Source organism: Halomonas sp. AOP43-A1-21, assembly GCF_052376775.1.
Taxonomy (GTDB): Bacteria; Pseudomonadota; Gammaproteobacteria; order Pseudomonadales; family Halomonadaceae; genus Vreelandella; species Vreelandella colorata.
Genome location: NZ_JBQSWC010000026.1, coordinates 18,479 through 36,525, shown reverse-complemented (window position 1 = coordinate 36,525; position 18,047 = coordinate 18,479). Strand labels below are relative to the sequence as shown.

Sequence of the window (18,047 nt, the reverse complement as noted above, 5' to 3'; positions counted from 1 at the left end):
ATGCATTATGTGGTTTATTCAACCCAAACAGGACTATTTTTCTCAGATGCCTTGGAAGCATGTGCATGAATCAGCAGTTATTAACTGGCAAATTCGAGCACGTAACTATAATGTTTTTTTAGCTAATGCTTTATTTTATGTGCTTACTATTGTATGTGCAGTGGCAGCATATTTATCTTCTTTTGTTGGGGTAAGTTTGCTATCTAATTTTCTAATTGGGGGAGGGATGTTTATTTTTTTAATGTTAATTAATATGAGTATGACGCATCAAACTGCAATCCTTGTCTATCGATTTACAGAAAAAAATGCTGAAGTGTGCTCCTGGAAGCCGAAAATGGATACCGTAAAACCATTTCTAAAGTGGTCAGCCATTATTCTAATGCCAATTGTGGGAGTGCTTATCCTTATGGAGCCTTCTTTACTGATTGCCAGTTTTGGCCCGTTAGCAATGGGCCTAGCAGCATGGATGATGGGTTCATCAAAAGGATATCAAGAAATGGCGCGAGGCAGCCGGTATGAAGAGATTAACTGGGCTAAGACAGAACAAATAAAGGTATGGCGGAAAAGAAGTATTATTTCGCTGACCTATCAATGGAAACCCTTTAAAAGGAACTCAAGCTATCGTCCGCGAACGCATCTGATTTACTGTCTACCAGAAGAATTGGAAGAGCGTATACAGTTTTTTAAAAGTCATCTACCTGATGCGGAATATGAAGAAGGGAAAGTAGATATACTATAATGTACTGTATTTCAAAATGTATTTGTTTGGTTTTGTGTGTATGGGAGAACTTAATAGTAAGGAGAGCTATGGGGTTGGTGCGCCTACCCGTTTTTGAACTCACTGCTCCTATAGACCAAGAAGAGTAAGGATACTGATATGTGGTTTATTCAGCCCAAGCAGGACTTCATTGCCGAAATGCCCTGGAGGTATACGAATGAAAATGCCGTAATGAGTTGGCAGATTAAAGCCCGTAATTATAACACTTCTGGCATGAATTTTATTTTAATTCCAATGGTGCTGGTTAGTCTTGGAACGGGTTTTTTTGGTTTCAATATTGGTTCTATTGGTAGTGAAGGACTTTTACTCCCGCTATTGGTAGGAGCAGTGTTTTTTTTGTTTACAATATCACTTTCCCTATTTATTACTCATAATACTACCATCTTTGTCTATCGTTTTACTGAAACGTTAGTGGAGGTGCATTCGTGGGAGCCGCGGGAGGTATCGGGCAAGGCATTCCTGAAGTGGTCCGCCATTATTTTGCTACCTGTAGTAGGTGTGCTGGCATTGTTTGAGCCAGCCTTGATAGTAGCGGGTATTGGCCCCTTGGGAATGGGGCTAATGGCCTTAAAAGCGGGATCTCAACAGACAAAGCAGGATAGTAGTAAGCATCATTCATTTTATTGGCAAGACACTGACAAAATCTATCTTTATCCTGGTAGAAATATTATAGGTTTGAACACCCCTTGGTACCACCCTGAAAAAAAAACAATTATTCCTAATGGAATGAATGCAATTTATTGTAAAGAGGGCGAACGTCAAGAAGTGTTTAGATTCTTTAAAGAAAGATTGCCAGATGTTGAGGTGGTAGAAGAGAAGTTTCATCTGTGGTGATGCTGATTTGGTTGCTGATGCAACACGAACCTACCCTATCGGCGTATCGTTTTTGAAAACTACTTTATGGAGTCGCTGCAGCATTTTGGACAATGTGTTAGCAGCAGGGCCAGCATTGGCACTCTTATGGTTTTACCGTCCCAAGTGACGCAGGCAATGAGCTACCGATAAACGAGGCTCAACGATACCTGGTCCATGGCCGCGTTGAATGGGGTATCAATCAGCGTCAGATCGGCTGAAATATGGGTGTTCACAACAGCACAGTTAGACGTAAGCTTCGCTGCCATTCGACCGGGTAGAGATCCCAAGTAGCCGCAGGCGTGCAGTGATCACTGCCGTGGCCGACTGGCTGTGGTAGGAGTGTATCCTTGAACCGATTCAGTGACCCGAAACGCTGCTCTCACCAGGCGAAGACCGCTTACGTTTTACCTTTTACAAGCCTGACGCTGCCGCAGGCAAAAAAGAGATCGAACCCAATGGTGAGGAAACTCGGGGTATCCGCGCGCCTGCCCGCTTTGCAACCTACGCATGCCATTATCGAGGCACATTACGGTAACACCTTCATGCCAGACTGGTTTGACGAATTGACCGAGGGCGTCCGTAATCCGACCAGTTATCGTATTGCTGTACATATGCCCAATGTATCGCCAGCCATGCTTGAGTCTTTGGGCGGAGAGCCACCGCTACATCTTGCGCTAAAAGTGTGGAGATTGACTCCAGCAGGCCCGCGGGGACGCTGGTCATCGTCTCACTGGGAAGAGATTACTGAGACATGGACCAATAGTATGGTAACCACTACCGCCCTATCACAACATGCTGGTTTGCTAGTGAGGAGCGAAACATTCCCTGAAGAGCCTGGCAAGGTGCGTTATGTAGTGGGAGTGCGTTATTCGCGGCCCAATGAAGAGGGTGAGCGTCGCAGAGAGGAGCAGTACATTCTGATTAATCCGCGCCATGGGCGGGATACTGGTGGCAAACACCGCCATATGCCTGACGCTGAGCTCACACCTAACTCTACTAATGGCGATTGGCATGATATCGACGGCCGAACCATCGTAGCCCCAGCCACGCGCACGGACTGAGTATCCAATGGTAAAAAAGACACTTAACGAAGCGTTTCCAGAGCCAGCACCGGGCCAGCCCCACAGGGCTGGCGATACTGAGCGCATGGGCACTAACAAGGTAACGTATCTGGCACCGTTGCCACTACCTACTGGTATGGCACCAGTAGATTTTAGTCATGTCATCGGTGAGCTAAACGATACCTGGCTCGATTATGGGGCTGGACCACCTAATGTTCTTGGTTACCAGTTGGCATTATTAGGCCCTTTATTTATTATTTTTTTCTGCCTTGTATTAGTCCCATTAGTATTGATCTCTATTCTAGATTGGGAGTTCTATCGTCTTTTAATTAGTAGCGCTATTTTTGGGGGGGGAGGAATTTTCTTAATCTCATTATGGTCTATTCGAGGAGCATATCGGGAGCGTTTGAAAGAAGCCCCCATCCGCTTCCATCGCCAGCGCCGTGAAGTGTGCTTTATCATTAAGGAACGACGCGTGGGGAATGAGGTAGATGCGCCAGTCATCCTCCCTTGGGAGTCGCTGATGGCCTGGGCGGTCGAAGGGCACGGGGCGACTCAATACGGCACCACTCGGCAGTATGGTCTGGGAATCGGCTACGCACATCCCAAAACAGGTAAGTGGCTCAAGACAGAAGGTCGGACTGCTGGAATGGCACTATCTCTGGGAGAGTGGGAAGTGCTGCGCGCTTATATGGAGCATGAGTTGCACAGCCTTGATGAAGTGCAAGATCCCTTCGGCTTGCGTGCACCCGGCGACCCACCCCATCAGGGCGTGCACACCATCCGCAATGCTCGCCGTAAACTCCATCAAAGCTTGCGTGAACAGCCCTCGCTCTGGCGCTATCTCTATGCGATTGGTTGGTACTTTATTCATGCACTGACACTATGGACGCTACCGGGCTATCTGGGCGAGCGATAGCATCGAATCATTCAGCAGAAGCGGCCACTGCGGAAGTTAGCCGAAGTAGAAGAGTGGTCGAAGTCTCTTCCCAAAGAGCAGTGGGCCAAGCCGAGTGAGGAACTGGTACGTCTATCTGAAGAGGTGTACCGGATTCGTGAGCGCGACCTTCAGCGGCCCATCGAAGAAGTATTTGCTGAGGCTTACCGGCGGCAGGGGTTAGAAACCTGATTTTATGGCCAAAAAATATAAGGACCTCACGGGGCTAGACCCAACTAAACCGCAGCAAGCAGGAGATGTAGAGCGTCTGCCAGCTGGGCAAATCGTATTTCTGGCGCCTCACCCTCTTCCCACGGGGGAGGCGGCACTAAACGAAGGAGCGGTCAGCGAACTAAACGACACTTGGCTGGACTATGGTGCAGGATGGCCTGGCGTATTTGGTAATCAACTAATTTTGGGGGGGGCGTTTAAAGGATTTCTTCTGATTGCTGTTGTGGCGCCGCTATTGCTTTCTCCGTTTATGTCACAAAGACAGTTCAATGCTCTCGCTGATGGATTTATTATAAATGGCCTTTATATAGCGGCTGTTGTGCTGTTTTTTGGCCTATGGGGAGTACTTTCAGTGTACTCGAAACGCAAAAAAGTTATCCCGACGCGTTTCCACCGTCAACGTCGCGAAGTGTGCTTTGTTCCGGAAAGTAAAAACGGTAATGGCTACGAAGCACCTGTGTTTGTACCTTGGGAATCACTCCGGGTATGGGTTTTCGAGACCCGTGGCGCTACCCAGTATGGCGTGCAACAGCAATACGGCATGGGGATCGGCTATGTGCTGCCGGGTACTGATAAATGGGTAAAAACCGAATTTATGACCCCTGCTTTGCCGTTGGCTCTGGCCGAGTGGGAAGCGCTTCGCGGTTATATGGAGTATGAAATCAACTCCTTGGATGAGGTCCAGAGCCCCCTTGCCATTCGAGAAGAAGGTGATCCGCCTTGGGAGGGGGCGCATACCATCCGTAATGCCCGCCGCCGTCTGCATCGACGCCGTCGCAACGGGGAGGTTGGCTGGTTCTACACGCTGGGTTGGTATCTCTATCACCTGCTCACCTTCTGGACGCTTCCGGGGTATCTGGCCGAGCTCGAGACGTGGCTACTTAGACGCTCTGGTAAAAAGACACTGCCTGCTGAGATGGTGGAGTGGTCGAAACCATTGCCCGAAGAACAGTGGGCCAAGCCAAGCGCCGAGTTGGTAAGGCTCTCTGAAGAAGCCAGGCGGATTCGTAACGCCGACCCACAGCGTCCCATCGAAGAGGTTTTCGCGGAGGCATATCGTCATCAAGGTATAGAGGCCTGACGACGGCTACCCAAGTATATATTTTTCATGTAAGGCACCCCTATGTCGGCCAAACAACACCCAACGCCGCGTCCGGATATTCTTCAGTCCCACCGGGCTGGAGATGTTGTGTCATTTCCAGGTGGCAAGATTATTTACCTGTCGCCTGCTCCCTTACCAACAGGGTCGGCGCCCTTAGATTTCAACCAGGCGATTGGGGAAGTAAACGATGCCTATTTGGATTTCGGAGGAAGCCTTCCTACGCCATTTACTTGGCAGTTTACGTTGGGCATACCCTTTATAAGCTCACTTTGGGTTGTTGTGCTTACTCCATTGGTGCTCGGTTGGCTGACTTCTAATGAAGATATCTCTTTGGCCAGTGAGTTCATGGCATTCTTCGACATTACTATTGGAATAGGGCTATGGGGGGGATAATCCTTGCATTAGCTTTGGTAATCAAAGCCCACTACCACTTCAAGTTCCGTGAGGCTGTCCCTACTCGTTTTCACCGCCAGCGCCGTGAGGTCGCCTTTGCGCCGGGTGACGGCAAGCCGCCCATCATCGTGCCCTGGGAAAACGTGGCGGCTTGGGTGACTCAAGCGCAGGGTATGACGCAATACGGTGTGCAGCGTCAGTATGGCTTGGGGATAGGCTTTATCGAGCCTGAAACCGGGCAGCAGCACTTTCTGGAATTATCACAGCCCGGTATGCCCTTGGCGTTGGGGCTTTGGGAAGCGGTGCGGGCTTATATGGAGTACGAGGTCAATACGCGCGAAGAGATTCAGGATCCTCATGGCTTGCATCGCCCCGGTGATCCGCCCTACGAGGGCGTGCACACCTTCCACAATGCCCGGCGCCGGTTGCACCGCCGCTACCGCGAGGGCGACATCGGGCTGTTCACGGTCACCATGTGGTACCTGTGGCACATTATCGACCTATGGACGATACCTTTTCATCTGGCGGAATGGGAAATCCGCACCATCCAGAAGGCAGGGCAGAAGACACTACCAGAGAGCCTTGATGAGTGGTCACAACCTCTGCCTGAAGAGCAGTGGGCCAAGCCCAGTGAAGAGCTGATGCGGCTATCAAAAGAAGTTAAACAGCGCCATGACCGGCAGCCGAATCGGCCTATTACCGCTATCTTTGCCGAGGTTTATGCAAACGAAACGTCGCTCATAACATGAGGCAATGGTAGCTAACACTACAGTCAGCGCGTTCCATAACGCTATATCGATACACCAGTATTGGAGAGTAAAGAAGTGAGCGAAAAAGTAGTAAGTGATCAACAGGAAAAAGTCTTAATCGAAAATATTGATTTTAAGTGCCCCTCATGTGCTTCTTGCTTCAGTGAAGAATCGCAATGGATCACTAATCTTTTAGAATCCAAAACGACCACTTGCCCAAACTGTGGAAGCGAGCTGCTGATTGGAGCAGAAGAAGAGGGCCTTCTGGCAGCTTTAATGAAGAAGAAAGAGCGATTCGGTAAAGCAATGTTCGTCTTTATGGTGCCCTACGCTATAGGAGGGCTTATCGTATCCCTTTATTTCGGCGGGCTCGGTTTTATGCTTTATATGCCGGTCGGACTGGTTATTTTCTCTCTGTTGAAAATGTTGTTTGATAACCAACCTGACCTGACGATTGGCTTGAATCAAGCCTCATAACAGACATGCCAACGATGCAATCAACAATGGGGATAACGTAACCTCAGTAATGAATGGCAGCATGGCTCCAGAAAAGGTATTGCTCCTAAAGTGATTAAATGTAAATCGAATGTTTAAAACCAGCCCCAACAAAGCGCTGCCCCCCATGCGTGCGGGTGAACGGGAAAGCCGCGCAGGGGGCGAGCAATACTGTTTAAGCCCCCTGCCACTGCCTACGGACAGCGAAGGCTTGGCCGATGTAGCGCATATCGATGTACACCACGATGGTGTCACAATGGATATTCGCCAGGGCGCTAGCCCCGACAGCATGATGACGGCAGGACATATGTTAAGCGTCGGGACTGTGTTTATGAACGGCTTTTTTTTAGTGGTGTTTTGTATGGCAATGATAAAAAACACGGCTTACAGCCAGGTATTAGCATTCTGGGGCGGGGGGCTGTATTTCGGTTTTTTATTTGTATTTATTTTAGGCATTATTTGGATCAATACATTACTCAAACGCATCCCTCCTATTCGCCTAAACCGCCAGCGCCGTGAAGTTGCTTTTGTAGTAGAACCCCCAAGTCGCTTCTGGCTTCCCGCGCCTCAAAATCTGTGGTTAACGTCTGCGGCGGGTGTAGCTGCAGCGGCACCAGGAGGAATGGGGGTCATTGAAATTGGCGAATGGCTGCGCGGTGCCCGGGAGAGTTTCCCTGTGGGTTTAACGCTACTGCATATCGGCGCCATGGCCTTTTTCTTTGTTTATCCTGCTATTTATGACGCCCTCTGTCGGCTATTCAAACGCGAGCGGCGCACGGTGTTGGTGCCCTGGGAAGATGTGGTCGCGGTGTGTGGCTTCAATCCTAACCTGGGTCCAGGGGCGATCACCGGCTTTGGCTGGAACTTTGCGCTGCTGCCGCCGGATCCGGAGCGCCCAGGCTATACACTGCCAGGGGCGGGTATCATCGTCAGCGTGGGTGGCCTGCCCGGAGCGTTGGCCCAGTGGGAGTATATTCGTCGCTTTATGGAAGAGGGGGAAGAGGCCATTACCCCTTCCGCCAAAGAGTGGGGCGTCGAGTGGTACAATGCCTATGTGGCCCGTGAAAAAGCTGAATGCGAGCGTACGAACGACCCAGCCAGGTGGAGGCGCTTTCGGCGTAAGCGGCTCTGGGAACACGCCCGCTTTGCTCACTGGTACACCGAATACCGCATGAAGCATATCCTACCCAAAGCTGTGCCCCGCGACTGGCTTGCCGAGTGGTCGAAGCCTTTACCCGAATCCCAATGGGCCAAGCCCTCGCCAGCACTTGCTGAACTGAGCGGAGCACTCCGTGCGGCTTACCAGCGCGGTGAAAAGTTTGTTGAAATGGGCGATGTCGAAAAACGTTTCGGCATTAATTCTATTAAGTTCAGGCAAACCCCTTACCCTTCGTTTCCATTTAAATAGGAGTGGGGCGTTCTATGCGACTTCGCATGATAGGTGCATGGCGAGCTAGGCAGACATTTAGAAAATTCAACATGACTAGATGCAGTGAGAAAGTAAGCCACGGGGTAATCGCTTAGCGTCTGCGGTAGCGTGGTATTGATGAATGTACTTGAGTAGTAAATCTTACCGATTACTTGGCCACGCCACGTTCAGAGATATATGTTCGCAAAGCCTTCCTCTGGAAGCCTGGTTGTGCAATTGGCTATTCCAAAGAGGCAAGATAACATGCTGGTATTATCAAACGCTCTATAAGGAAGAAGCCATGTCGATGCATGAGTTTGAAGACCTAGTGGAAATGTCAGTCCAGAGTCTTGATCAAGCTGGCGAGCATAGCAGCGAGGATTTGCGTGATCTGTTTTACAATCTTTACCAATTTCAAGCGTCATGGGATACCAGTTTCACGCATTTTCGAGTGATCGATACTCTGCTGGAGCATAAGTTTGTGTATCAGTTTGAGATATCTCAGCATCCTGATTATGCGGAGCACGAGACGTTTTTTAATGGAATCAGTGATTTTTCTTTCATAAATTTAAAGCCACAAGAAGAGTGGCACGAGCAGTCCAATCCAACGGCAGGTTATATCAAGCCTCCTTATTTATTTTTTGATGCTAGTTCACCTCTTTGGCAGCAGTTTGTGGAACAAGGTGATCTTATAGGCAGTGATGCGTTGCCCCCCAAAACGATAGATACTGTAGATATGGTTAAAGAAGTGATTTTTTCCGCTAAATCTCAGGACGATCATGAATTGATCAGTCTCTGGTACACGGCGTTAGGTTTACATGTTGGGTTATTTTCTTCAGAGGAGGAGCAGATTAGTATTAAGGAAAGCTCAAGTATCAGCAATATTAGAGATATAGTACTGGAAACGAACGCTTTAGAGATTGATGCAGGCTACGGTTTTTTAGCACAGCCTACGCCTGACCTGGTTGAGGAAGATGCTTTTTTAACCTGGTGGTTTCAAGTAGGCGAATAATATTTTCAGTTGGGCAACATTAAACTATGCAGAGCATACCTTATTTGTACCCATTGATTATATTTTCGCTTGGTATTGAGTGATTTCGGCTAGATTGGAAAAAATGATCTGCTACCAACCGGTCAGGGCAATCGTTTTTTAAATGTTGTGTTTTGTACGGTAAGGAACCCGTCAAATTGACCGGGTCACGACAACTTGCTAGTTTACGCGCTCTTTCAGGTGTCGGCGGCCAAAGCCGCTGGTGAAACGGGAAGTTGGTGCCCAATCCAACGCTGCCCCCGCAACGGTGATCAAGTTAAGAGCCCTCGTTACCACTGTGCAATATAAACGCATGGGAAGGTGAGTGCTTGGAAGCGTCAGTGTGCTTCGCTTGTCAGCCCGGAGACCGGCCTGAGAGAGAGGGCTATATCAGCCGAACATGCCAGGACGCGGTGGGCGCTCTCAAGGCGATTAGTGACTTCCTGCTATTCCCTTGTGGTGCCTGCGCTTGGCGATTATAAAAACCACGCTGTGCGGGTTGGCACAGCGCGCAAGGTACCTCCTCATGCCTAACTATCTTCCTGTTTCTGCCGCGCTTGCTGCGTTGGTTGTATCTCCCGTGGTCGTTGCTCAGAGTGACCTGCCAAGCGCTCAAGCTGGTTTGCAAAGCACTCTTAACCCGGTAGTGGTTACTGCCGCGCTGGCGCCGCGTACGGCCAATGACAGCCTTTCCTCGGTTACCGTATTGGATGAAGCCACGCTGCGCCGCCAAGACCCGGTGAGCATTACCGATCTGTTTCGTGGCCAGCCGGGGGTGGATGTAAGCTCTAACGGCAGCTTTGGAAAAAACAGCAGCGTGTATATTCGCGGTACTGGAAGCGGCCAAAATGTGCTGTTGATTGACGGTATTCGTTTACGTTCAGCCACCAGCGGCGGGGCTGCCTGGTCGTATCTTGACCCGCGTATGTTTGAGCGCGCTGAAATCGTGCGCGGACCACGGGGTAGCCTGTACGGTGCCGATGCGATTGGCGGGGTAGTGCAGTTATTTACGCCCCAAGCGAGCGAAGCGGGGCCGCAGCCGAGGTTTTCGATAGGCGGTGGTTCGTTCAATACTCAGCGAGTAAGCGCGGGAATCAGCGGTCGCGAAGGCGGTACCCGCTACAGCTTTGCGGGCAGCCACTTGACTACCGATGGCCAGCCGGTTCGTCGCGATGGCGAAGATAAAGGCTACGACAATACCTCTGCGTTGGCGCGGGTTTCGCATACGTTTGAAAATGGCGCTGAGGTGGGTGCCCTTGCGCTACGCGCTCGGGGTAATAACGAATACGATGGCGGTGAAAACGACTTTGTTCAACAAGTAGCCGGTATTTATGGCGAGTTGCCGATCAAGAACAACTGGCACAGCCGCCTCACGCTGAGTGAGTCCCGCGATGAGAGCGATGACTATGCAAGCTTTGGCGACTCGGTATTCAACACCAAGATTAGCACTGCGCGCTGGGAAAATATTGTTACCGCGGGGGCTCACGAGCTGATCGCAGGCGCTGAATACAGCGAGGATAAGGTTGACAGTACTATTGAATACGATGAAACCAGCCGCAGCAATAAAGCCGTATTCACCCAGGCGCTGCTGGACTTTTCACCGTTAACCCTGCAAGCCAGCTTACGCTTTGATGATAATGAAGCCTACGGCGATGAAGTCACCGGCAGCCTGGCAGCAGGCTACGCGCTGGATAACAACCATACCCTGCGGGCCAGCTATGGCACGGCGTTTAACGCGCCGACGTATAACCAGCTTTACTACCCGGGGTTTGGTAATCCGGACCTTGAGTCTGAAACCTCTGAAACCGTTGAAGTGGGTGTTCGTGGCCAGTATGCGCAGTGGTTTTGGGATGCCGCTCTCTATCAAACGGATATTGATAATCTGATTGCGGGGCAGGGCGTTCAGTCTAACGTACCTTCGTCACGGATTCGGGGGGCAGAGCTTGCCAGTGGCGTTGAGCTAAATGATTGGATACTGGCTGCCGCGTTGACCTACACCGATCCTGAGAACCGCTTAACAGGCAATCGGCTGCAGAATCGCGCTACGCAAAGCGTACGTCTGGATATCGACCGCGAATTAGGTAAGTGGTCGCTGGGCGGTTCGTGGGTCGCCCAAAACCACCGCTATCGTGATGCACAAAACCAGGATCGGCTAAGTGGTTATGGGCTGGTCAATCTGCGCGCCGGCTGGCAGTTTGCTCCATTGTGGAGTGCTCGCCTTACATTAGAGAACGTTATGGGCCAGGATTACGTGACCACACGCTCCTTTGACGGCGCGGACTATTTAAATGCGGGACGGGCAGGTTTTCTGAGTGTTCATTTTGGTCAATAAAGTGCATAAATTGGCGCGAACGGCGCTGGCCCTCGTGCTAGTAATGCCTGTGGGTATGGCGCAAGCGAATCACCATGCGCGCTGCGTGGTGGATGATCGCGACCGCGAAGTCTGCCTGTACAATCCTGCCCGGCGCATCGCCACGCTGTCGCCTGGCGCCACTGAGCTTACCTACGCCGCCGGTGCGGGTGAACAGGTGGTGGCGGTGGTCTCCTTTAGCGATTATCCGCCCGAGGCAAAGCAGGTTGCCTCAGTGGGCAGCCATACCCGTATTGATCTTGAGGCGCTGGTAAGCCTTGCCCCTGACCTGGTCGTTGGCTGGGTCACGGGCAATCCAGCCGAGCAGTTGGAAACGCTGGAAGCGTTAGGCCTATCGGTCTTTTATATTGAGCCCCGCACAATTGAGGGCGTGGCCAGCACGATTGAGCGCATCGCGCGGTTGGCCGGTACCGAAGCCGCCGGGCAAAGTGTCGCTGATGGTTTTCGGCGCCAGATGGTAGCGCTTGAAAATCAATATGAACACCGTGAGCCGGTCAGTACGTTTTACCAGGTGTGGGACGAGCCGGTTATGAGCGTTAATGACCAGCATCTTATTGGCCAGGTCATTCAGCTGTGCGGCGGGTTTAACGTGGTGGGAGAACAGTCACGTTTAGTTCCACGCCTTGATGATGAGGCCGTGCTGGCAGCCAATCCTGAAGCTATCGTGGCCGGTGGAATGGGTGAAGAAAACCGCCACTGGCTAGCCCACTGGGAGCAGTATCCGTACCTTACGGCGGTGGTCAATAACCATCTGTTCTTTGTACCGCCTTCGCTTATTCAGCGCCCGACGCCGCGCATGGTACAAGGTGCCAAAATTCTGTGTGACCAGCTGGATAGCGTTCGCCGAATGCGTGGGGCGCGGTAATGAGGAAAGTAGCGCAAGGCAGCCTAAGTGCGCCCTTGGGAGTGCTTGTCCTTGCCGCGCTAATCGCTTTGCTGTTTGCCGTGAGTATCGGCAGCGCCTCCCTCTCAGTTGCTCAACTGTGGGCAGTTGCCCAGGGGCAGGGCGAGCTTTTAGCCAGTACGCTGGTGTGGGAGTTGCGTTTGCCCCGGGCGCTTTCTGCGTTTGCAGTCGGCGGCTTGCTGGCGGTAGCCGGGGCGCTGATGCAAGTACTGCTGCGCAACCCTTTGGCCGACCCTTACGTGCTGGGGCTTTCCGGCGGAGCCTCTATTGGCGCGCTGGCAGCCATGCTGGTGGGTCTGGGCGGTTTCCTGGTATCGGGGGCGGCATTTATAGGCGCGCTGTTTTCAACGTTATTGGTATTTGGTTTAGCGCATGGCCGTGGCGGCTGGAGCCCTGCAAGGTTGCTGTTAACCGGGGTGGTAGTCGCTTCAGGTTGGGGGGCTGTGATTACGTTGATGCTGGCGATGAGCCCTGCCGAGCGTCTGCCGGGCATGCTGTATTGGCTGATGGGCGATCTTTCCTATGCACGCACTCCTTGGCCGCCACTTTTACTGCTGCTGACAGTATGTCTGCTGCTGGTGCCTTTGGGGCGAAGTCTCAACGTGCTGGCCCGTGGCGCACCCCAGGCCGCCGCGTTGGGCGTTAACGTACGCCCGCTGGAGTGGGGGATTTATGTTCTTGCCAGCCTGCTGACGGCAGCGGCGGTCACCACCGCAGGCAGCATTGGGTTTGTGGGGCTCGTGGTGCCGCATATGCTGCGTTTGCTATTAGGTAACGACCAGCGGCTTATTCTACCCGCCTGCGCGCTGGCAGGCGGTACGTTGCTGGTGTTGGCCGATACCTTGGCGCGTACCATGATTGCCCCTGAACAGCTGCCGGTTGGGGTGATTACCGCGCTTTTGGGCGTGCCCACGTTTTTATTTCTGCTCCACCGGAGCCGCTAATGAGCATATTGACCACTCAGCAGTTGGTGATCGATGTGCCTAACCGCCCAGGCGGCACACCGCTGAATTTGACCATTCAACCAGGGCAGGTGTGGGGTGTGCTAGGCCCTAACGGGGCGGGTAAAACTACCTTACTGCATAGTCTGGCTGGGCTGCGCGCGCCACGCTCCGGGAGCGTTCACCTTGACGAAGCACCGCTTGCCAGCCTACGTCGCCGCCAGGTCGCGCAAACGTTAGGGGTCGTGTTTCAGGAGCGAATGGATAGCTTTCCGGCTACGGTGATGGAAACGGCGCTGATTGGCCGCCATCCGTTTCTTTCCGCCTGGCAGCGGGAAAGTAACGCTGACTACGCGCTTGCAGCTCAGGCGTTGGCCCGGCTAGATATCGCTCCCTTACGCGAGCGACTGGTTAATACGCTTTCCGGGGGCGAGCGCCAGCGCGTTGCTCTGGCCACGGTTCTTACTCAAGCTCCCGCTATCTGGCTTGCCGATGAGCCGACCAATCACTTGGACCTTCATCACCAAAGTGCCGTCATGGCGTTAATGGCCGAGCAGGCGGCAAGCGGCAAAAGTGTGGTGATGTGCCTGCATGATCTTAATTTAGCCGCCCGCTGGTGCGACCAGATACTGCTTCTGTACCCTAATGGGGAGGCCAAGTGGGGCCCTCGCGAAAGGCTGCTAACCGCCGGTACGCTCGAAGCGCTCTACCGTCAGCGGCTCACGGTCGTTGAGGTCAATGGTGCGCCGGTATTTGTGCCGATATAAAGCATATCAACGCTGTCGCTAATCGCGTGAGGGGGAATAGTGGTGAAGGTAAATATCTTTATTGAACAGTGGCCATTATGCGCCATAAATAGGCCTTGTGATCTACACTAAATATGGGCCTGAGCTTTGATTGTCGATCCGACTGATCATCACCTGATTTTAACACCCGATCCCAACAGCTGATCCCAATAACAATGCCATTGCATTAGCGGGAGGTCGTTATGATCCACCATGTTTGGGGGCTCCTCCATCATCCTGACGTAGAGTGGCATAAAATCAGCGACGAGCATGAGTCCGTCAGCCATCTCTATGCCCATCATGTGCTTATTCTGGCGGCTATACCTGTGGTCTGTGCGCTAATCGGCACAACCCGTCTGGGTTGGACCTATGGCGGTATCGATACCTATAAGGTCTCTATTACCAATGGCCTGGCGCTAGGTGTTGCGTTCTATGCGCTGATGTTAGTGGCCGTTGGTTTGGTCGGCAATGTGATTTACTGGCTAGCCCGCAAGCTGGAGAGCCGTCCTAGCCGCCGCGACTGTATTATTTTCGCGGGATACATTGCCACGCCGATGTTTCTGAGCGGTGTTTTTGCGCTTTATCCGGTTTTCTGGTTTTGCATGTTGGGCATAGTGATTGGCCTACTTTACAGCGCTTACCTGCTCTACAAGGGAACGCCCAGTTTCCTGGGTATCAGCCATAAGCGTGGCTTTATCATGTCAACCGCGACGCTATGCATCGGCGTGCTGGTATTAGAAGTGCTGCTTGCGATCGTTGTGCTGCTATGGAGCATGGGATCTGAACACAGCGTGGTGTGGCGGTTCTTACGATAGCAAAATAGATAGCAAGATAGATGGCCCCGGAGGTGCAGTCAGCAGCACTACGCACGAGGCATATTGCCAAGCGCGTAGTCCTCATGCACTGATCAGGAATCTTACAGGGAATCCTTTTCTGAGATAGTGAGGCGAGATAGTGAGATAAGAAAGTAAGACAAGAAAGTAAGACGTGTTGATTTACTACTCCAGCTCAGCTCGCCAAGAGTGACGCGGTTCGAAACCCACCAGGCGCCGCGCTTTGTCGATACTGTAGAACGTCTCATATTCTCCCATTGCGTGCTGTACAGGTACGCCAGGATAGAAGCGCTCAATCACCTGGGCATTGGTAAGCCCTACCGATAGATCCTCATTGGCGACGTTAAACACCTCGTAACCCAAACCATCCGTTTTCAGACAGCAGTCGACCATCTGCCCCAGGTCGCGGGCATCGATATAGGCGAAGATGTTGCGTCGGCGCAGCGCCGGGTTATCCATATACGCTGGGAAGTTCTGGCGGTATTCATGAGGCTCGATCACGTTATTGATACGCAGGGCGTAAATGTCGATGCCTGAGCGCGCTTGAAACGATCGCGCGGTTACTTCGTTGACTACCTTGCTCATGGCGTAGCTGTCTTGCGGCACAGTGGGGTGTTCTTCATCGATAGGCAGGTAGTCTGGCAGCTTCTCGCCATCGGCAAAGCAGATGCCGTAGGTGGTTTCGCTGGAGGCAAAGATTATCTTGGGGATGCCCAGCCGGGTGGCAGCATCCAGAATATGGTAGGTGCTTAGCGTGTTGATACGGTAGGTTTCGTTATCCGGGCGGTGCAGAATGGCGGGGATAGCGGCAAAGTGAACGATGGCGTCGTAGCGTGGCATTCCAGTGCCCGGCTCCAGCTCATCAAAAGTGGCGTAAGCTTGGCACGCATTGAACACTTGGCCCGCGTCGGTCAGATCTACCTTCAGCGTGGTGATGCCCGGCACATCGGACGCTACCCAGTCCAGATTGGTGATGCTGTGACCCTGGTCGCGCAAATACGCGGTCGCATGACGGCCAGCCTTGCCGCTACCACCGGTAAACAAAATACGCATGTGGAGTTCCTGTTTATTGTAAGAGTTCGTTACAAGGACCCACACCTTAGCAAAGAAAGCGTTACACCGCCGAAAAGCGTTTAAACCGCGCTTCTAAAACGCATGAACCGCTTGCCATCAACTGGATCATCTAGCACATGGGCATACACGCCGAACGTCTCTTGTAAGCACTGGGCGGTTAGCACGTCATGTGGCTGGCCGCTGGCGATCAGGCGTCCACCGTCCATCACGCCAATGCGGTCGCACTCCATGGCCTGGTTAAGGTCGTGCAGGGAAATTACCACGGTGATGGGCAGCTGCCTGACCAGCTCAAGAATCGACAGCTGATGACGAATATCCAGGTGGTTGGTGGGCTCGTCCAACAGCAGGATTTTGGGTTGCTGGGCAAGTGCCCGGGCAATATGCACGCGCTGGCGCTCGCCGCCGGAAAGGGTATGCCAGAGGCGGTCCGCCATGTGCGCCATATCCACATCATTCAGCGCCTGATCCACAATGGCGTCATCCTGAGCTGACCAAGGGCGAAGCGCCGAAAGGAACGGCGTTCTGCCCAATGCCACGACTTGGCGCACGTGAATCCTGTCGGTAGTCTCCGCCTGCTGTTCAACCAGCGCGACTGATTGGGCGATATGTCGCTGGCGCATTTTTGCGATGGGCTGGCCGTCGATACGAACGTGGCCCTTTTTAGGTTTGTTCAAACCTGCCAACAGGCGTAATAGCGTAGTTTTACCGGAGCCGTTCGGGCCAATCAGGCCGAAGGTCTGGCCGGGCGCTACATCAAGACAAACGTCTTCTAACAGCGTGCGCCCATGTACGCTCCAGCCCAGCTGTTGTGCAGTTAATTTCATCGGTTCCTCGTGCCGCGCACAAGAATCAACGCAAAGGCCGGCGCGCCAATCAACGAGGTAATCACCCCAATCGGCAGTACCTGGCCGGGCACCAGAATGCGCGAAAGAATATCTGAGCCAATCAAAAACACGGCGCCAGCAAGTGCCGAAGCGGGCACCAAACGCGTATGTTGGGTACCCACGATAAAACGCATGGCATGGGGAATTACCAAGCCCACAAAGCCAATAGCGCCGACCATCGACACCATAATGGCTGTCACCAGCGCTACCGCAATAATTAAAAGCCCCCGCGTTGGGCGAACGGCGATACCCATGGACGCCGCGCTGTCGGCGCCGAAGGTAAAGGCATCCAGCGCGCGGCGGTGCCAAAGGCAAATCAACAAGCCGCCCAGGGCGGCAGGAAAGGCGATTGCCACATCGCTCCAGCGCACCCCAGAAAGGTTGCCCAAAAGCCAAAACATGATGCCGCGGGCTTGTTCGGCACTGGCCGACTTGGTAATGATGAAGGCGGTGAGCGCGTTAAACAGTTGAGAGCCTGCGATGCCCGCTAGAATAATGGCCCCGGCCGCCTGAGTGCTACGCCCGCCGCCGGTACCGCTACTGGCTGCATGGGCAAGCAGTACCACCAAACCAAACGCGAGGCCAGCACCGGCAAATGCCCCCGCGGATAGCGTTAAAGCACCCGCGCCAAGCCCCGCCACCGTGACGGCCACGGCACCGGTCGAGGCGCCTGCCGATATACCCATCAAGTACGGGTCGGCCAGGGGATTGCGCAGTAACGCCTGGAGCACTACACCCGCCAGGGCCAGCGCGGTGCCGCAGCACGCAGCCATAATGGCGCGGCTTAAGCGGTAGTTCCAGATAATACCCGCGTCAATGCGATCAACCGCGTAGTTAGCGCCCAGCAGATGATTGGCCAATACTTTAAGAATTGTATCCACAGGAATCGAGGTTTCACCAATCGCCGTACCGGCGAGCAGCGCTACCAGCAATACCAAAGGGGCAAGCCAGAGCCAGTGCGCCTGAGCGCGCGGCGCTTGTGTACTTTGCATGGTAACCGCTTTCATAGCATAAAAGAGGTAGCAGGTAGAGCGGGGAAAGGCTTCATGGGATGGTGTTCCGGGTGCCGATGGATATAAAACTCGACAGACTGCCGAAGACGTGATGATAAAGCACGAAAAACCTTTGCGATTGATGACTTGCTCAAGCGGGGAGGTGGCTACACCCTGATGCCATCCTCTATAATGCGCGGTTATTGTAGAGATTTTATCAGCTC

The 18,047-nt window shown here is 52.8% G+C and carries 18 protein-coding genes and 1 riboswitch; of the genes, 15 read left to right on the top strand and 3 right to left on the bottom strand.

Annotated features, from left to right (window positions below; all coding sequences use genetic code 11):
* Window positions 1-7: 7 nt before the first annotated feature.
* From ACT3R7_RS14490 to ACT3R7_RS14420, 15 genes are all read left to right on the top strand, one after another.
* Window positions 8-739, top strand: a complete 732-nt coding sequence (locus tag ACT3R7_RS14490) for a hypothetical protein (RefSeq protein WP_193092478.1) — start codon at window positions 8-10, stop codon at window positions 737-739.
* 138 nt (window positions 740-877) lie between these two features.
* The gene (locus ACT3R7_RS14485) at window positions 878-1,612 is read left to right on the top strand and encodes a hypothetical protein (RefSeq protein ID WP_193092479.1); all 735 of its coding nucleotides are present in this window, start codon (window positions 878-880) and stop codon (window positions 1,610-1,612) included.
* 476 nt (window positions 1,613-2,088) lie between these two features.
* Window positions 2,089-2,694 (top strand): hypothetical protein, encoded by a 606-nt coding sequence (locus tag ACT3R7_RS14480; protein ID WP_193092480.1) that lies wholly within the window; start codon window positions 2,089-2,091, stop codon window positions 2,692-2,694.
* A 7-nt stretch (window positions 2,695-2,701) separates the two neighbouring features.
* A complete protein-coding gene (locus ACT3R7_RS14475) occupies window positions 2,702-3,613 on the top strand; it encodes a hypothetical protein (RefSeq protein WP_496199263.1) in 912 nt (303 codons plus the stop codon).
* Between the two features lie 214 nt (window positions 3,614-3,827).
* Window positions 3,828-4,943 (top strand): hypothetical protein, encoded by a 1,116-nt coding sequence (locus ACT3R7_RS14470; RefSeq protein WP_226940246.1) that lies wholly within the window; start codon window positions 3,828-3,830, stop codon window positions 4,941-4,943.
* A 42-nt stretch (window positions 4,944-4,985) separates the two neighbouring features.
* On the top strand, window positions 4,986-5,357 hold the full coding sequence (locus ACT3R7_RS14465; RefSeq protein ID WP_226940247.1) for a hypothetical protein: 372 nt from the start codon (window positions 4,986-4,988) through the stop codon (window positions 5,355-5,357).
* Window positions 5,345-6,106, top strand: coding sequence for a hypothetical protein (locus ACT3R7_RS14460; protein ID WP_226940248.1), 762 nt, complete (start codon window positions 5,345-5,347; stop codon window positions 6,104-6,106). Before ACT3R7_RS14465 ends, ACT3R7_RS14460 begins: the two co-directional genes overlap by 13 nt.
* A gap of 75 nt (window positions 6,107-6,181) precedes the next feature.
* Complete coding sequence (locus ACT3R7_RS14455; protein WP_192539082.1) at window positions 6,182-6,583, top strand: hypothetical protein; 402 nt, start codon at window positions 6,182-6,184, stop codon at window positions 6,581-6,583.
* Window positions 6,584-6,692: 109 nt separating this feature from the next.
* Window positions 6,693-8,009: a hypothetical protein gene (locus ACT3R7_RS14450; RefSeq protein WP_496199262.1), complete on the top strand. Its 1,317-nt coding sequence runs from the start codon at window positions 6,693-6,695 to the stop codon at window positions 8,007-8,009.
* Between the two features lie 301 nt (window positions 8,010-8,310).
* The gene (locus ACT3R7_RS14445) at window positions 8,311-9,021 is read left to right on the top strand and encodes a hypothetical protein (RefSeq protein WP_193092553.1); all 711 of its coding nucleotides are present in this window, start codon (window positions 8,311-8,313) and stop codon (window positions 9,019-9,021) included.
* Between the two features lie 200 nt (window positions 9,022-9,221).
* A riboswitch (cobalamin riboswitch) is annotated at window positions 9,222-9,429 on the top strand.
* Between the two features lie 136 nt (window positions 9,430-9,565).
* The gene (locus ACT3R7_RS14440; protein ID WP_193092552.1) at window positions 9,566-11,371 is read left to right on the top strand and encodes a TonB-dependent receptor domain-containing protein; all 1,806 of its coding nucleotides are present in this window, start codon (window positions 9,566-9,568) and stop codon (window positions 11,369-11,371) included.
* Entirely contained in the window at window positions 11,352-12,275 is a 924-nt protein-coding gene (locus tag ACT3R7_RS14435; protein WP_193092551.1) for a cobalamin-binding protein, read from the top strand. Before ACT3R7_RS14440 ends, ACT3R7_RS14435 begins: the two co-directional genes overlap by 20 nt.
* Entirely contained in the window at window positions 12,275-13,258 is a 984-nt protein-coding gene (locus ACT3R7_RS14430; RefSeq protein WP_193092550.1) for a FecCD family ABC transporter permease, read from the top strand. The genes ACT3R7_RS14435 and ACT3R7_RS14430 overlap by 1 nt, the downstream gene beginning before the upstream one ends.
* On the top strand, window positions 13,258-14,022 hold the full coding sequence (locus ACT3R7_RS14425; protein ID WP_193092549.1) for an ABC transporter ATP-binding protein: 765 nt from the start codon (window positions 13,258-13,260) through the stop codon (window positions 14,020-14,022). The genes ACT3R7_RS14430 and ACT3R7_RS14425 overlap by 1 nt, the downstream gene beginning before the upstream one ends.
* 221 nt (window positions 14,023-14,243) lie before the next feature.
* On the top strand, window positions 14,244-14,855 hold the full coding sequence (locus ACT3R7_RS14420; protein ID WP_018917396.1) for a Yip1 family protein: 612 nt from the start codon (window positions 14,244-14,246) through the stop codon (window positions 14,853-14,855).
* 183 nt (window positions 14,856-15,038) lie between these two features.
* Here the strand turns inward: ACT3R7_RS14420 and ACT3R7_RS14415 are convergent, their stop codons facing one another.
* The 3 genes from ACT3R7_RS14415 to ACT3R7_RS14405 all read right to left on the bottom strand — a co-directional run bounded on the left by ACT3R7_RS14415 (window position 15,039) and on the right by ACT3R7_RS14405 (window position 17,823).
* Complete coding sequence (locus ACT3R7_RS14415; RefSeq protein ID WP_018917395.1) at window positions 15,039-15,926, bottom strand: NAD-dependent epimerase/dehydratase family protein; 888 nt, start codon at window positions 15,924-15,926, stop codon at window positions 15,039-15,041.
* Window positions 15,927-16,006: 80 nt separating this feature from the next.
* Window positions 16,007-16,771, bottom strand: a complete 765-nt coding sequence (locus tag ACT3R7_RS14410; RefSeq protein WP_193092548.1) for an ABC transporter ATP-binding protein — start codon at window positions 16,769-16,771, stop codon at window positions 16,007-16,009.
* Window positions 16,768-17,823, bottom strand: coding sequence for a FecCD family ABC transporter permease (locus tag ACT3R7_RS14405; RefSeq protein WP_193092547.1), 1,056 nt, complete (start codon window positions 17,821-17,823; stop codon window positions 16,768-16,770). Before ACT3R7_RS14405 ends, ACT3R7_RS14410 begins: the two co-directional genes overlap by 4 nt.
* Between the last annotated feature and the right edge of the window lie 224 nt (window positions 17,824-18,047).